General features: G+C 71.2%; 12 protein-coding genes. 10 read left to right on the top strand and 2 right to left on the bottom strand.

Going from position 1 to position 14,566, the window contains the following annotated elements; genetic code table 11:
• Window positions 1-11: 11 nt before the first annotated feature.
• The 4 genes from ABZ939_RS14560 (at window position 12) to ABZ939_RS14545 (ending at window position 7,185) form a co-directional block, all read left to right on the top strand.
• A complete protein-coding gene (locus ABZ939_RS14560) occupies window positions 12-1,820 on the top strand; it encodes an ABC-F family ATP-binding cassette domain-containing protein (RefSeq protein WP_361853555.1) in 1,809 nt (602 codons plus the stop codon).
• Between the two features lie 135 nt (window positions 1,821-1,955).
• Window positions 1,956-3,758 (top strand): PQQ-binding-like beta-propeller repeat protein, encoded by a 1,803-nt coding sequence (locus ABZ939_RS14555; RefSeq protein ID WP_361853553.1) that lies wholly within the window; start codon window positions 1,956-1,958, stop codon window positions 3,756-3,758.
• A gap of 16 nt (window positions 3,759-3,774) precedes the next feature.
• Window positions 3,775-5,355, top strand: a complete 1,581-nt coding sequence (locus ABZ939_RS14550; protein WP_361853550.1) for a PQQ-binding-like beta-propeller repeat protein — start codon at window positions 3,775-3,777, stop codon at window positions 5,353-5,355.
• Between the two features lie 45 nt (window positions 5,356-5,400).
• Window positions 5,401-7,185 carry a PQQ-binding-like beta-propeller repeat protein gene (locus ABZ939_RS14545; protein WP_361853547.1) on the top strand — a complete coding sequence of 595 codons (1,785 nt, stop codon included), beginning with the start codon at window positions 5,401-5,403 and terminating at the stop codon, window positions 7,183-7,185.
• Window positions 7,186-7,277: 92 nt separating this feature from the next.
• Here ABZ939_RS14545 and ABZ939_RS14540 read toward each other — a convergent pair whose 3' ends face one another.
• Window positions 7,278-7,724, bottom strand: a complete 447-nt coding sequence (locus ABZ939_RS14540) for a hypothetical protein (protein ID WP_361853544.1) — start codon at window positions 7,722-7,724, stop codon at window positions 7,278-7,280.
• A gap of 220 nt (window positions 7,725-7,944) precedes the next feature.
• Here ABZ939_RS14540 and ABZ939_RS14535 point away from each other — a divergent pair, with 220 nt between their 5' ends.
• The 5 genes from ABZ939_RS14535 to ABZ939_RS14515 all read left to right on the top strand — a co-directional run bounded on the left by ABZ939_RS14535 (window position 7,945) and on the right by ABZ939_RS14515 (window position 13,120).
• The gene (locus ABZ939_RS14535) at window positions 7,945-8,634 is read left to right on the top strand and encodes a LuxR C-terminal-related transcriptional regulator (protein WP_361853541.1); all 690 of its coding nucleotides are present in this window, start codon (window positions 7,945-7,947) and stop codon (window positions 8,632-8,634) included.
• A 240-nt stretch (window positions 8,635-8,874) separates the two neighbouring features.
• Window positions 8,875-9,918 (top strand): galactose-1-phosphate uridylyltransferase, encoded by a 1,044-nt coding sequence (gene galT, locus ABZ939_RS14530; RefSeq protein WP_361853539.1) that lies wholly within the window; start codon window positions 8,875-8,877, stop codon window positions 9,916-9,918.
• Window positions 9,915-10,895, top strand: coding sequence for a UDP-glucose 4-epimerase GalE (galE, locus tag ABZ939_RS14525; protein ID WP_361853536.1), 981 nt, complete (start codon window positions 9,915-9,917; stop codon window positions 10,893-10,895). The genes galT and galE overlap by 4 nt, the downstream gene beginning before the upstream one ends.
• Window positions 10,892-12,031 carry a galactokinase gene (gene galK / locus ABZ939_RS14520; protein ID WP_361853533.1) on the top strand — a complete coding sequence of 380 codons (1,140 nt, stop codon included), beginning with the start codon at window positions 10,892-10,894 and terminating at the stop codon, window positions 12,029-12,031. The genes galE and galK overlap by 4 nt, the downstream gene beginning before the upstream one ends.
• Before the next feature lie 303 nt (window positions 12,032-12,334).
• Window positions 12,335-13,120: a response regulator transcription factor gene (locus tag ABZ939_RS14515; protein WP_361853530.1), complete on the top strand. Its 786-nt coding sequence runs from the start codon at window positions 12,335-12,337 to the stop codon at window positions 13,118-13,120.
• On the opposite strand, the gene ABZ939_RS14510 is transcribed toward ABZ939_RS14515, so the two are convergent.
• Window positions 13,079-13,576 (bottom strand): MarR family transcriptional regulator, encoded by a 498-nt coding sequence (locus ABZ939_RS14510; protein ID WP_361853527.1) that lies wholly within the window; start codon window positions 13,574-13,576, stop codon window positions 13,079-13,081. The genes ABZ939_RS14515 and ABZ939_RS14510 overlap by 42 nt on opposite strands.
• A 131-nt stretch (window positions 13,577-13,707) precedes the next feature.
• Between ABZ939_RS14510 and ABZ939_RS14505 the strand changes: the two genes are divergently transcribed.
• Window positions 13,708-14,550 carry a trans-aconitate 2-methyltransferase gene (locus ABZ939_RS14505; RefSeq protein WP_361853524.1) on the top strand — a complete coding sequence of 281 codons (843 nt, stop codon included), beginning with the start codon at window positions 13,708-13,710 and terminating at the stop codon, window positions 14,548-14,550.
• Window positions 14,551-14,566 lie beyond the last annotated feature (16 nt).

Genomic DNA, 14,566 nt, shown 5'->3' with positions numbered 1-14,566 from the left:
CAGGAGTCAAAGTGGCCGTCAATCTGGTCAATGTCGAGGCTGTCAGCAAGGTGTACGGCACCCGTGCCCTGCTCGACGGTGTCTCGCTCGGCGTCTCCGAGGGCGATCGGATCGGCGTCGTGGGCCGCAACGGCGACGGCAAGACCACCCTCATCCGGATGCTCGCCAAGCTGGAGGAGGCCGACACCGGCCGCGTCACGCACAGTGGCGGGTTGCGGCTCGGGGTGCTCACGCAGCACGACTCGCTCGACCCGAAGGCCACCATCCGGCACGAGGTCATCGGCGTCATGGCCGATCACGAGTGGGCCGGCAGTGCCAAGATCCGCGATGTGCTCACCGGGCTCTTCGGCGGGCTCGACCTGCCCGGCTTCGAGAAGGGCCTCGACACGATCATCGGGCCGCTCTCCGGTGGCGAGCGGCGCCGGATCGCGCTCGCCAAGCTCCTCATCGAGGACCAGGACCTGATCGTCCTGGACGAGCCCACCAACCACCTCGACGTCGAGGGCATCGCCTGGCTCGCCAAGCACCTCCAGGAGCGGCGCTCCGCGCTCGTCTGCGTCACCCACGACCGCTGGTTCCTCGACCAGGTCTGCACCCGTATGTGGGACGTGCAGCGCGGTGACGTGCACGAGTACGAGGGCGGCTACTCCGACTACGTCTTCGCCCGCGCCGAGCGCGAGCGCATCGCGGCCACGGAGGAGACCAAGCGGCAGAACCTGATGCGCAAGGAGCTCGCCTGGCTGCGGCGCGGCGCCCCCGCCCGCACCTCCAAGCCCCGCTACCGCATCGAGGCCGCCAACGAGCTGATCGCCGACGTGCCGCCGCCGCGCGACACCTCCGAGCTGATGAAGTTCGCCAACGCCCGCCTCGGCAAGACGGTCTTCGACCTGGAGAACGTCACCGTCACCGCCGGCCCCAAGACGCTGCTCAAGCACCTCACCTGGCAGCTCGGGCCCGGCGACCGCATCGGCCTGGTCGGTGTCAACGGTGCCGGCAAGACCTCCCTGCTGCGGGCACTCGCAGACGCGGCCGTGACCCAGGGCGACATCCAGCCCGCCGACGGGAAGGTCGTCGTCGGCAAGACCGTACGGCTCGCCTACCTCTCCCAGGACGTCACCGAGCTGCCCGGGACGCTGCGGGTCCTCGAGGCCGTCCAGCAGATCCGGGACCGGGTCGACCTCGGCAAGGGCCGGGAGATGACGGCCGGTCAGCTGTGCGAGCAGTTCGGCTTCTCCAAGGAGAAGCAGTGGACGCCGGTCGGCGACCTCTCCGGTGGCGAGCGGCGCCGGCTCCAGCTGCTGCGCCTCCTGATGGACGAGCCGAACGTGCTCTTCCTCGACGAGCCCACCAACGACCTGGACATCGAGACCCTGACCCAGCTGGAGGACCTCCTCGACGGCTGGCCGGGCTCGATGGTCGTCATCTCCCACGACCGGTTCTTCATCGAGCGCACCACGGACCGGACGTTCGCGCTGCTCGGCGACCAGACGCTGCGGATGCTGCCGCGCGGCATCGACGAGTACCTGGAGCGGCGCCAGAGGATGATCGAGGCGTCAGTACCGGCTCCGGCCGCCGCGCAGACCGCGCAGCAGAAGCCCGGTGTCTCCGCCGCCGACGCGCGCGCCGCCAAGAAGGAGCTGCAGAAGGTCGAGCGGCAGCTCGACAAGGTCTCCGAGAAGGAGGCCAAGCTGCACGCACAAATCGCCGAAAACGCCACGGACTTCGAGAAGGTCGCGAAGCTGGACGCGGAGCTGCGGGAACTGGCGGGGGAGCGCGAGGAGTTGGAGATGCGCTGGCTGGAACTGGCCGAGGACGCGTAGAGAAGCCGTGCAGAACGCGTAACGGCGGCATCACGGACCGGTCCTCCCTTGGGAACAAGGGGCGGACCGGTCGCTTTTGCGCCATCCCCTGAGTGGTAGAAAGAAAACCCGCTCACATCAAGGGGGAACGCGCTGATGACCCAGCCGCCCAGCAACCAGCCGCCGGGCTTCGGCGCTCCGGACCCGAACCAGGGCAGCCAGGGCGTCCCGCCGATGCCTCCGGCCCCGCCGCAGACGCCGCAGACGCCGCCGGCTCCGCAGACGCCGCCGCCCGCCGCGCCCGGTCCGTACAACCAGCCGCCGCAGCCCGGTTACGGCTATCCGCAGCAGGCTCCGCAGCCCGGCTACGGCTACCCGCAGCAGCCGCAGCCGGGGCCGTACGGCGAGCAGCCGCAGCCCGGCCCGTACGCCCAACAGCCGGGGCCCTACGGCCAACAGCCGGGTCCCTACGGCGGTTACCCGACCCAGCCCCAGTACCCCGCCGCTCCCACCCCCTCCGGGGGCGGCCCCTTCAAGGGCAAGCCCGGCGTCATCATCGCCGCGGCCGCGGCGGCGCTCCTCGTCATCGGCGGAGGCACCTGGTTCGCCCTCAGCGGTGACGACGAGAAGGAGCCGGTCGCCAAGCCGACGGCGACCAGCGGCGCCCCGAAGCCGACCGAGTCCGTGGACCAGGGCGACGGCAGCGGCGACGGCCGCAACGCCGAGGACGACCTCAACGCCGGCCGCAAGCCCGGCGAAGCGAAGATCAACTGGCTGCTGAAGAACAACGTCGACCTGCCCCGCAACGGCGCCGACGTCTTCGGCCCGTGGATCGTCGGCGACGTCGTCGTCAAGGGCATGTACAAGAGCCTCGACGGCTACAGCCTCAGCGACGGCTCCGCGAAGTGGCACCTGGACCTGCCCTTCGAGCTGTGCACGACCGCGCCCGAGCCGGCCACCGACGGCAGCCTCGTCATCGGAGTCAACGACAGCGCGGGCGACCGCGCCAAGTGCACCGAGCTGCAGAAGGTCGATCTGAAGACCGGCAAGGTCGGCTGGAAGAAGTCCGTCCCCAAGGGCACCGGCTTCAGCGCGCTGTCCGACACCACCATCGCCATCAGCGGCAACACGGTGACCGCGGCCGGCACCGGCAACTCGCACGGCTACTCCCTCGCCGACGGGCGCGACCTCTTCACAGGTCCGACCAGCGGCTGCAAGCCGTACGCCTTCGCGGGCGGGCAGAAGCTGATCGCCGCCGCCAGCTGCCCCACCAGCGACTACAAGAACAAGCAGGAGCAGATCAGCGAGGTCGACCCGAACACCGGAAAGCCCCGGTGGACCTTCAAGCTCCAGCCCAACTGGGAAGTCGACAAGATCTACTCGGTGAACCCGCTGGTCGTCTCCGCCCAGCAGCGTGACGAGAAGAAGTGGACCGTGTTCGCCGTCACGCCGGACGGCAAGCTCCGCTCCCAGATCGAGGGCGGCAAGGACAAGTACGCGCCCAAGTGCGGCGGCGGACTCGTCATCTTCGGCCGCAACCTCCAGGGTTGCACCGGCGTCGCCGCCGACGCCAACACGTTCTACATGGCCACCGAGGCCGCCTACGGCACCGCCAACGCGGTCGTCGCCTTCGACCTGAACACCGGCAAGTCCAAGTGGCGCGCCTCGGCCCCGGCCGAGCGGACCATGACCCCGCTGCGCATGGAGGGTGCGGACGTCCTGCTCTACATGGACGCCTCGTACGACACCGGCGGCGCGGTCGCCACGCTCGCCCCGACCGGCGGCACGCCGAAGATCCTGCTCCAGCACCCGGCGGCGACGGCCCAGATCGAGAACACCTTCTACGACGCGGGCTACGCCTACGGCAACGGCACGTTCGTGGTGTCCGCCGGACGGGTGAGCGCCTCGAACGACAAGGAAGAGAAGGAAACGAAGACGATGATGGCCTTCAGCAAGTGAGGGCTGTCCGAATCCGATGACGACACCGCAACAGCCGGGCCCGCCCCCGCCGACCCACGGGCCGTACGGACGACTCAACCCGTACGGCGGCGGGCAGCCTGGCCCCTACGGACCGCCCCCGTCGCCGACGCAGGAGCAACCGCCGACGCAGCCGCAGCCGCCCGGCGGCCGCGGGCGCCGCACGACCGCCGTGATCGCGGCCGTCGTGGCGGCGCTGCTCGCCGTCGGCGGCGTGACCTGGTACGCCCTCGGCGGCAGCGACGGGCGTAAGGACGACAAGAAGGCGTCCCCGAGCGGGAGTCCCGCCCCGACGAAGTCCACGGCGAAGCCCTCGGGTCCGCCCGCCCCGGACGCCGCCGCCGCGGCCCGCTACAACGCGGGCCGCGCACCCGGTGACGCCTCCGTGCTCTGGGTCCGCAAGAACGACATCGACGTGCCCCAGCTCGGTGGCTTCGTCTTCGGCCCCTGGCACGTCGGGGACGTCGTCGTCACCGCCATGTACCGCACGGTCACCGCTCATTCGGTGAAGGACGGCACGGTGAAGTGGCGACTGACCCTGGACACCGAGGTCTGCAAGGCGCCGCATCTGCCTTCCGAGGACGGGAAGATCGCCCTCGCCCTCAAGGACCGCCTCCACGCGGAGACGGACGAGTGCCGCCGGCTCCAGATGGTCGACCTGCGCGCCGGCAAGGTCGGCTGGCAGCAGAAGGTCGCGAAGGAGGGTGACTTCGACTTCATGAGCGACTACTCGATCGCGATGAGCGGCGGCACGGTCACCTTCGGCCGGCACGGATACTCCACCGGTTACCGCCTCAGCGACGGCAAGCAGCTGTTCGGCCGGTGGGACAAGAGCGAGTGCCAGCCGTACGCGTACGCGGGCGGCCCCAAGCTCGTCGCCGCGGTCTCCTGCCCGACCTCCGACGCGGAGAAGCCGCAGGAGGAGATCCACGAGGTGGACCCGGTGACGGGCAAGTCCCGCTGGAAGTACCGGCTCCCGGTCGGCTACCGGGTGGACCACGTCCTCTCCGTACGGCCGCTCGTCGTCTCGGCCACCTACCGTGCCCAGGGCGGCCACGGCATCGTCGTCCTCAACGAGGACGGAACGAAGCGCACGTCGCTCAAGGGGGACGGCCAGTACGCCGAAGGGTGCGCGGACGAGTCCACCCACGACGGCAACCTGCAACGCTGTCAGGTCGTCGCGGACGGCACCACCGTCTACATGGCCACCGCCGGGGCGTCCAAGGACAAGGCCAACGAGATCGTCGCCTTCGACCTCGGCACCGGCAAGGTGGTCCGGCGCATTCCCGGGATGCCGGGACGCACGGCCTGGCCGCTGCGGATGGAGGGCGGCTCTCTGGTCGTCCGGATGGCGGCGCTGCTCGACGAGCCCGGCTCGCTGGCCACCGTCGCGCCGGGCGCGACCAAGGCCGTCGAGCTGCTCCGTGTTCCGCGCGCCGCGGGGCGCGCCGAGTCGCGCTACTACGCCTCCCCGGCACTGTACGTCGACGGCCGGTACATCCTTGTGCAGAGTCTCATCGTGGGCACGACCGACGACGAGGAGCGGGAGAAGGAGACGCTGATGGCCTTCGGCAAGTAGCACCGATTCCCGCCCGCCTTCCGACACTTCAGAGGTACCCACGCCATGACGCAGCCACCGCCGCCCCCGCCGAACCAGCCCCCGGGCCCCCCGCCGAACCAGCCGCCCGGCCCGCCCCAGGGGGGCTTCGGCGCGCCCCAGGACCCCCCGCCGGGTGGGTTCGGCGCGCCGACTCCGCCGCCCGAGCAGCCCGGCCCCGGGTACGGCTATCCGCAGCAGCCGCCCACGCAGCCGCAGTACGGATACCCCCAGCAGCCGCCGACCCAGCAGTACGGATACCCGCAGCAGCCGCAGCCCCAGCAGCCGCCGTACGGCTACCCGACCCAGCCGCAGTACCCGCAGGCGCCCGTGCCGGCCGCCGGCGGCAAGAAGCTGTCCGCGCAGATGCAGATCGTCATCGCCGCCGTGGTCGCCGTCGCGCTGATCGTCGGCGGCGGCATCTGGTACGCCAACTCCGGTGGCGGTGAGGAGAACAACAACGCCAAGGGCGGCTCCGGTTCGACCCAGGGCCAGGGCCAGGACAAGGGCAACGGGCTCGGCGGCAAAGGCAAGGAGAAGGTCCCCGCCGACACCCAGGCCAAGCTGTCCTTCCAGCTGCCCGAGCCGAAGGTCGCGGACCTCACGGACGTGGGCGGCTCCTGGATTACGGACAAGGCGTTCGTGAAGACGGGCGTCAACTCGATCGTCGCGTACGACCTCGACAAGGGCAGCGTGCTGTGGACGCTGCCCCTGCCGGGCCAGGTCTGTGCCACCTCCCGCCATGTCACGGCGGACTACAAGGTGCCGATCCTCTTCGAGGCGACCAAGCGTGTCCCGCCGAAGTACTACCAGCAGTGCACCGAGGTCGGCGTGGTCGACCTGGCCGCCGGCAAGCTGGTGTGGTCGACGTCGGTCACCGGGGGTACGGCCGGCGACCAGAAGGTGCGGTTCAGCGAGGTCACGCTGAGCGGCACGACCGTCGCGGCCGGCGGCACGGACGGCGGCGCCGCCTTCGACCTGGCCAACGGCAACCCGCGCTGGAAGCCGCAGACGGATGCCCAGAACTGCTTCGACATGGGATACGGCGGCGGCGAGGGTCTCGTCGCGGCACGCAAGTGCGGTTCGTACGACGCCCGGTACGTCATCATCCAGAACCTCAACCCGACGACGGGCGCGCCGATCTCGCAGTACAAGATGCCCACGGGTGTGGAGTACGCGTCGATCATCTCGACCAAGCCCCTGGTCGTGGCCGCCGACGTCGGCGACACCGCCGGTGACGGCAGCGGCATCTCGGACTTCTTCTCGATCGACGAGAAGACCGGCAAGCTGAAGGCGAAGATCGCCGCCAACGCGGACCGTTTCGCGGGCCGCTGCCGCTCGACCACGGTCGAGGAGTGCACCAAGGTGCTCGTCGGCAACAACCGGCTCTACGTGCCGACCGAGGAGCACGAGGGCTCCACCGGGGAGTACGGCGACGAGACCAACGAGATCGTCTCGTTCGACCTGGCCACCGGGAAGCCGACCCCCGAGAAGGCGGACGCAGGCGACCGCTACACGCTGGTCCCGCTGCGGATGGACGGCGGCAACCTCATCGCGTACAAGGTTCCGCCGTACGACAAGGGCGGGCAGATCGTCTCCATCGACGGCGGCACGATGAAGTCGACGGTGCTGATGGAGAACCCGTCGGACAAGACGGTGCGCGACGCGGAGGACACCTTCAGCGAGGACTACTCCGAGATCCTCTTCGGGAACGGCCGGATGTTCATCTCCGCGCTGATGATCAGCAAGCCGCGTGAGTCGTCCTCGACGAACGACAAGAAGTACCTGGCGCTGGGGTTCAGCACGAACTGAGCCCCGCCGGAGACCGGGACGGCCCGGCGCGTCGACGATGTCGATGCGCCGGGCCGTCGGTGTGTCCGGGGTGCCCGGTGTGGTGCGGTGGATCAGCCCGACACGCTGGAGTCGTCGATCGGGTTGTGCGTGATCTCCGAGATACGGCAGTCGTACCGGTTGCCGCCCTTCCACTTGCACGTCTCGACCCATGCCCTCTGCGGCGAGTGGCCGGTGATCGCGTAGGTCGTCCGGTTCAGGCCCGTGCCGGCGCCGGTGGTCACCGTGTGGATGGGCCAGTAGCGCCTGCCCTGCGCGTTCGACTCGGTGACGAGCCGGATGCTGACCGCGTAACCGTCCGATGCGGTGTCCTGGACGGACATGCCGACGGGGTCCAGCCGGTCCGCCTTCCACGTCCAGTAGGCGACGATCTTCGCGTACGGCGTCGTCAGGTACACCTTGCTGACCGGGGCGGCGGCCTGCGAGGGGGTCGCGGTGGCCGGCACGGCCAGGGCGGCCGCGACGGCGGCGAGGGCGACGGAGATGCCACGCATGCGCATGGGTTCGTTTCTCTCTTCCTGTGGGTTGTGATCATGCTAATGCGCCGTGGGACGGAAGCTGACGTTCCGCCAGGGGGCGGCCAATCAAGGTGATTTCGGCCCGTGGGTGGCATTCCGTCGGAGTTCGGGAACGTATGCCCCCAGGAGCGTGTAGTTTGCCGGGTCATCGGAGTGGCTGGGGCCGGGGGACGGCTTCAGGGGGGATCTAAGGGGTACCTCGATGGGCGTGCGGCTCATGGTGGTCGACGACCACCGACTTCTCGCCGAGGCGCTCGCCTCGGCACTGAAACTGCGCGGGCACCGCGTGCTCGCGGCGGCCGCCCCGGTGGCGGGCGCCGCGGAGCTGGTGGTGAGCCGGGCCCCGGAGGTGTGTCTGCTCGGCACGGCCGCGCCGGCCGAGCCGGGCGTCTTCGACCCGATCGTGCGGATCAAGCGCGAGCGGCCGCAGGTGGCCGTGGTCGTGCTCGGTCCGGTGCCCTCGCCGCGCGGGATCGCGGCGGCCTTCGCGGCCGGCGCCTCGGGGTACGTACGGCACGACGAGCGCATCGAGGGCGTCGAGCGGGCGCTGATCAAGGCGCGGGCGGGGGAGGCGGCGGTGGCGCCGCAACTCCTCCAGGGGGCCTTCGCCGAGCTGCTCAATCCGGCGGTGCAGCCGGACGACGAAGGGCAGCGTCTCCTCGGAATGCTCACGCCGCGGGAGGTCGAGGTCCTCGTCCGGGTGGCGGAGGGGGAGGACACCCGGCTGATCGCCGCGGGCATGGGGATCGCGCCGAGCACGGCGCGGACGCATGTGCAGCGGGTGCTGATGAAGCTGGGGGTGGGGTCGCGCCTGGAGGCGGCGGCGCTTGCCGCGCGGACCGGGTTGCTGGATCGGGCCCATGTGCCGGGGGCCCGGAGCGAGCGGCCCTAGGCCCTGTCCGGCGGCTCATGGCCGGGTCCGCGGCCCGCGCCGCGGACCCGCCGGACACGCCCTAGGGGTCTCACGGCAGCACTCGCGACGAGGCGCCGGCCTCCGTGCCGGCGCCCCCACCCCGTCCCGGGATCCGCCCAGCGGAACGTATGCCCACATCCCGACCCTTGGCGTTGACGCGGATGTTTGATTGTGGTTCCTTGTGCGTGGTTCTGTTTGGTTCCCCGGTGAGGACACCCCGTGAAGAAGACCGTCACCACACTCGCCGACGGGCGCGAGCTCATCTACTACGACCGGCGCGACGACGCCGTCCGTGACGCCGCCGACGCACGGCCTCTCGACCCCGTCTCCTCCCGTTCGGAGATCCGGTACGACGCGCTGCTCGGGGACTCGGTCGCCATCGCCTCGCACCGGCAGGCACGGACCTACCACCCGCCCGCCGACGAGTGCCCGCTCTGCCCCTCCCGGGACGGGCGGCTGAGCGAGATCCCGTCCCCGGACTACGAGGTCGCCGTCTTCGAGAACCGCTTCCCCTCGCTCGCCGGCGACGCCGGGCGGTGCGAGGTCGTCTGCTTCACCTCCGACCACGACGCGTCCTTCGCCGACCTCACCCCCGAGCGGGCGGCGCTCGTCCTCGACGCCTGGACCGACCGGACCGCCGAACTCGCCGAGCGGCCCGGCGTCGAGCAGGTGTACTGCTTCGAGAACCGGGGCGCCGAGATCGGCGTCACCCTCGGCCACCCCCACGGCCAGATCTACGCGTTCCCGTACACCACTCCCCGTACGGCTCTCATGCGGCGCAACGCCGCCGAGCACCGGGCCCGTACCGGACGCAATCTCTTCGACGACCTCGTCGCCCGCGAGCGGGCCGACGGCGTCCGCGTGGTCCTGGAGACCGAGCACTGGATCGCCTTCGTGCCCTACGCCGCGCACTGGCCGTACGAGATCCACCTCCACCCGACCCGCCGCGTGCCCGATCTCCGGGCGCTCGACGACGCGGCGCGCACAGCCTTCCCACAGATCTATCTGGAACTCTTGAGGCGCTTCGACCGGATCTTCGGTCCGGGGGAGCCGCCCACGCCCTACATCGCCGCCTGGCACCAGGCGCCGTTCACCGGCGAGGACCGGGAGGAGTTCGGGCTGCACCTGGAGCTTTTCACCGTCCGGCGGGCGCCCGGCAGACTGAAGTACCTCGCGGGCACCGAGTCCGGCATGGGCGCGTTCATGAACGACGTGCCGCCGGAGGCGGCGGCCGAGCGACTCCGAGAGGTGGCGACCCCATGAGGGCTGCGACATTCAAATACCTGGTGACAGGCGGCGCGGGCTACGTCGGGAGCACGGTCGCCCAGCATCTGCTGGAGGCCGGGCACGAGGTCACCGTCCTCGACGACCTCTCCACCGGCTTCGCCGAAGGCGTCCCGGCCGGCGCCGAGTTCATCGAGGGCCGCATCCAGGACGCCGCGAAGTGGCTGGACGGCTCGTACGACGGCGTCCTGCACTTCGCCGCGTTCTCCCAGGTCGGCGAGTCGGTCGCCAAGCCCGAGAAGTACTGGGAGAACAACGTCGGCGGGACGACGGCCCTGCTCGCCGCCATGCGCGGGGCGGGCGTCCGCAGGCTGGTCTTCTCCTCCACGGCCGCCACCTACGGCGAGCCGGAGTCCGTGCCGATCACGGAGTCCGCGGCGACCGCTCCGACGAGCCCCTACGGCGCGTCCAAGCTGGCCGTCGACCACATGATCGGCGGCGAGTGCGCCGCCCACGGCCTCGCCGCGGTCTCGCTGCGCTACTTCAACGTGGCGGGCGCGTACAGCGGCTGCGGCGAGCGCCACGAGCCCGAGTCGCACCTCATCCCGCTCGTCCTCGACGTCGCCCTCGGCCGGCGCGAGGCGATCAGCGTCTACGGCGACGACTACCCGACCCCGGACGGCACCTGCGTACGCGACTACATCCACGTCGCCGACCTCGCCGAGGCCCATCTGCTCGCGCTCGGCGCCATGACGCCCGGCGAGCATCTGATCTGCAACCTCGGCAACGGCAACGGCTTCTCCGTGCGCGAGGTCGTCGAGACCGTCCGTAAGGTGACCGGGCATCCGGTTCCCGAGGTGACGGCCGCGCGCCGGCCCGGCGACCCGGCGGTGCTCGTCGCCTCGGCGGAGGCCGCGCGCGAGCGGCTCGGCTGGATTCCGTCCCGCCCGGACCTGGCGGACATCGTGCGCGACGCCTGGGCGTTCGCGCGAGAGAGGGAGCAGGGAAGCGCATGAGCGTACTGGCGGAGTTCGAGGCGCTGTACGGGGTGGAGCCGGAGGGCATCTGGGCCGCCCCCGGGCGCGTCAACCTGATCGGTGAGTACACCGATTTCAACGACGGCTTCGTCATGCCGCTGGCCCTGCCGCACACGGCGGTGGCGGCCGTCGCCCGGCGGACGGACGGCACCCTGCGGGTCCACTCCGCCGACATCGAGGGCGGCATCGTCCAACTCGACGTCTCCGCGCTCGAACCGCTCGCGAGCACCGACTGGGCCGCGTACCCGGCCGGTGTCGTCTGGGCGCTGCGCGAGGCGGGCCACCCGGTCACCGGGGCGGACATCCACCTCGCCTCCACCGTCCCGACCGGCGCCGGGCTCTCGTCCTCCGCCGCCCTGGAGGTCGTCACCGCGCTCGCCCTGAACGACCTGTTCGGGCTCGGTCTGAGCCGTCCCGAACTCGCTGTTGTCGCCCAGCGCGCGGAGAACGCCTTCGTCGGCGTCCCCTGCGGGGTGATGGACCAGATGGCGTCCGCGTGCGCCGCCGAGGGTCACGCGCTCTTCCTGGACACCCGCGACCTCTCGTACCGCCAGGTGCCCTTCGACCTGGCCGCGCAAGGGCTGCGGCTCCTCGTCGTGGACACCCGGGTGAAGCACGCGCTCGGGGACGGCGCGTACGCGGCGCGCCGCGCCGGGTGTGAAGCGGGTGCGCGGGCGCTCGGCGTGCGCGCGCTGCGCGAAGTCCCGTACGTGCATCTGCCCGACGCCCTCGCGCGTTTGAGCGACGAATCGGTTCGCCGCTATGTCACCCACGTAGTTTCGGACAACCACCGGGTCGAACGGACGATCGCGCTCCTCGACGCCGGTGACGCGCGGGCCGTCGGCCCCGTCCTCACGGAGGGCCATGCCTCGCTCCGGGACGATCTGCGGGTCTCCTGCCCCGAGTTGGACCTCGCCGTCGAGGCGGCGAACGCGGCGGGCGCGCTCGGGGCGCGGATGACGGGCGGTGGCTTCGGCGGTTCGGCGATCGTGCTGGTCGAGGAGCGGGCGGCGGCGGCCGTGTCCGCCGCGGTGGAGAAGGCCTTCGCCGAGGCCGGGTTCGCCGCTCCGAGGATCTTCCCCGCGGTGCCGTCGGAGGGGGCGCGACGGCTCTGAAGCACCTGGAGAAGCACAGGAAAAGCCCCGGAATTGTCGACTTCTGTCGCGATCGGACACATGCGGCACAGGCGTACCCGAGACGTTCGGCCAGTTCTGCGAATCGCCTCCCGTGGCGGCGCCCCGCCCGTACTCTGATGCACAGCGCCGGTGGGGGCCGGTGCTGATCAGGGGGCGAGACCAGTCGGGTACGGCGCCCGGGACGGGGTAACAGTCACTGCACGGCGGCGGCCGTGCGAACGACGGACCCTCGTCCCGGCGCCGTACCCGCGCCGGTCCGTTCCTCGACACTTGGGGGTGTCCGTGGGTCGTATCCGGGTTCTGGTGGTGGACGACCACCGCATCTTCGCCGAGTCGCTGGCAGCCGCCCTCGCGGCCGAGCCCGACGTCGACGTCTCCGCCGCGGGCAGCGGTCCCGCCGCGCTGCGCTGTCTGGACCGCGCGGTCGCCGAGGGGCGCCGGTACGACGTGATGCTGGTCGACGCCGACCTGGGCACGGTGGCCGGGCCGACGGCGTCGGTCGCGGTGGCCCGGGTCGTACCCGACCACGGGGAGGGTGTGGTCGACGGCATCTCACTGGTCGCCGGGGTCCGTTCGGCCCAGCCCGCCGTCCGTACGGTCGTGCTCGCGGAGAAGGACGACGCCCACCGGGCCGCGCTCGCGCTGCAGGCCGGAGCCTCGGGCTGGGTGGCCAAGGACTGCTCGCTGCAGCGGCTGCTCGCCGTGATCCGCGGTGTCCTGCGCGACGAGACGCATCTGCCGCCCGCGCTCCTCACCGGCGTTCTGCGCGAGCTGACGGCCGCCCGCAAGCACCGCACCGAGAGCGAACAGCTCGTGGAGTCGCTGACCCCGCGCGAGCGGGAGGTGCTGCGCTGCATGGTCGCGGGCCTGGGGCGCAAGGCCGTCGCCGAGCGGCTCTTCCTCTCCCCGCACACTGTCCGTACGCATATGCAGAACGTGCTCGGGAAGCTGGGCGTGCACTCCACGCTGGCCGCGGTCGCGCTGGCACGCCGGGCCGGTGTCGGACCCGCCGAGCTGGAGGGCGCCCTAGCCGGGGATGTTGTCGAACGGGGCGGTCAGCTGGCGTAGCAGCCCGGCCAGTTCACCCCGCTGGGCGCGGGAGAGCTGGGCCAGGATGGCCCGCTCCTGGGCGAGCAGCCCGGCGAGCGCCTGGTCGGCCCGGTCGCGGCCCTCGGGGGTGAGGCGGACCAGGACCCCGCGCCGGTCGCTGGGGTCGGGCAGTCGCTCGACGAGGCCCTTCTTGGTGAGCCGGTCGATGCGGTTGGTCATGGTGCCCGAGGTGACCAGCGTCTGGGTGAGGAGCTGGCCGGGGGAGAGCTGGTACGGGGCGCCGGCGCGGCGCAGCGACGTCAGGACGTCGAACTCCCAGGGCTCCAGCTGGTGCTCGGAGAACGCGAGCCGACGGGCGCGGTCGAGGTGGCGGGCGAGCCGTGAGACGCGGCTCAGGACCTCGAGCGGTTCCACGTCGAGGTCCGGGCGCTCGCGGCGCCATGCAGCGACCAGCCGGTCGACCTCGTCCTCCATGTCGATCAGTGTAGAGGGTCTGTTGACATAAAGTCTCTTGACGTCAAGATATATTCCGCTGGACTATGGGGAAGGACCGGGCCGGAACCCTGTTCCGCTTCGGCAACTCGTTCCAGCAAGGGGGCTCGAACATGCATTCCGCACCATCTTCTGCATCTGCCGCACCGACGTGGGACCCGCAGCAGTACCTCCGACACTCCGGCCACCGCACCCGCCCGTTCCTCGACCTGCTCGCCCGAATACCGCTTCTCCCCACCAGCGGCCGCCCGGCCAGGATCGCCGACCTCGGCTGCGGCCCCGGCAATGTGACCGTCCTCCTCGCCGACCGCTGGCCAGATGCCCACATCACCGGCTTCGACCTCTCGCCCGACATGCTGGAACGGGCCGAGAAGGACTGGGCCGGCACGACGGCCGGCGGCGGCTGGCTCGACTTCCGGCGCGCGGACGCCGCCCACTGGGTCCCCGAAGAGCCCTACGACCTGATCGTCTCCAACGCCGCCCTCCAGTGGGTCCCCAACCACCCCGAGTCCTTCGCCGCCTGGATCGCCGGTCTCAAGCCGGGCGGAACCCTCGCTTTCCAGGTCCCCGGCAATTTCACCTCGCCCAGTCACGCCCTGCTCGGCGAGCTCTGCGACACCCCGCAATGGCGCGACCGCCTCGACGGCGAGGGGCGCCGATTCGTCCATGTCCTCGACGCGGCCGACTATCTGAACCGCCTTGCCGACCTCGGCTGCCGGACCGACACCTGGGAGACCACCTACTCACAACTCCTGCCGGGTGAGGACCCGGTCCTCGACTGGGTCAAGGGCACGGCCCTGCGCCCCGTACTGACCGCACTGGAGGGTGACCAGGAGGCGACGGACGCCTTCCTCGCCCAGTACCGCGACCTGCTGCGCGAGGCGTACCCGCCGGGGCCGCACGGCACGGTCTTCCCCTTCCGCCGCATCTTCGCCGTCGCGACGAAGCCGATGTGACGCACGGGCGCCCCGC

The sequence above is a fragment of the Streptomyces sp. NPDC046712 genome, assembly GCF_040645695.1.
Classification (GTDB): Bacteria; Actinomycetota; Actinomycetes; order Streptomycetales; family Streptomycetaceae; genus Streptomyces.
The sequence above is the reverse complement of the archived record's forward strand: the minus strand, read 5'-3'. Positions and strand labels throughout refer to the sequence as shown.

Bases quoted from the DNA above. Each gene is read 5' to 3' on its own strand.
- ABZ939_RS14555 (WP_361853553.1), top strand. From the start codon at position 1,956: ATGACCCAGCCGCCCAGCAACCAGCCGCCGGGCTTCGGCGCTCCGGAC.
- ABZ939_RS14550 (WP_361853550.1), top strand. From the start codon at position 3,775: ATGACGACACCGCAACAGCCGGGCCCGCCCCCGCCGACCCACGGGCCG.
- ABZ939_RS14545 (WP_361853547.1), top strand. From the start codon at position 5,401: ATGACGCAGCCACCGCCGCCCCCGCCGAACCAGCCCCCGGGCCCCCCG.
- ABZ939_RS14540 (WP_361853544.1), bottom strand. From the start codon at position 7,724: ATGCGCATGCGTGGCATCTCCGTCGCCCTCGCCGCCGTCGCGGCCGCC.
- ABZ939_RS14535 (WP_361853541.1), top strand. From the start codon at position 7,945: ATGGGCGTGCGGCTCATGGTGGTCGACGACCACCGACTTCTCGCCGAG.
- galE (WP_361853536.1), top strand. From the start codon at position 9,915: ATGAGGGCTGCGACATTCAAATACCTGGTGACAGGCGGCGCGGGCTAC.
- galK (WP_361853533.1), top strand. From the start codon at position 10,892: ATGAGCGTACTGGCGGAGTTCGAGGCGCTGTACGGGGTGGAGCCGGAG.
- ABZ939_RS14510 (WP_361853527.1), bottom strand. From the start codon at position 13,576: ATGGAGGACGAGGTCGACCGGCTGGTCGCTGCATGGCGCCGCGAGCGC.
- ABZ939_RS14505 (WP_361853524.1), top strand. From the start codon at position 13,708: ATGCATTCCGCACCATCTTCTGCATCTGCCGCACCGACGTGGGACCCG.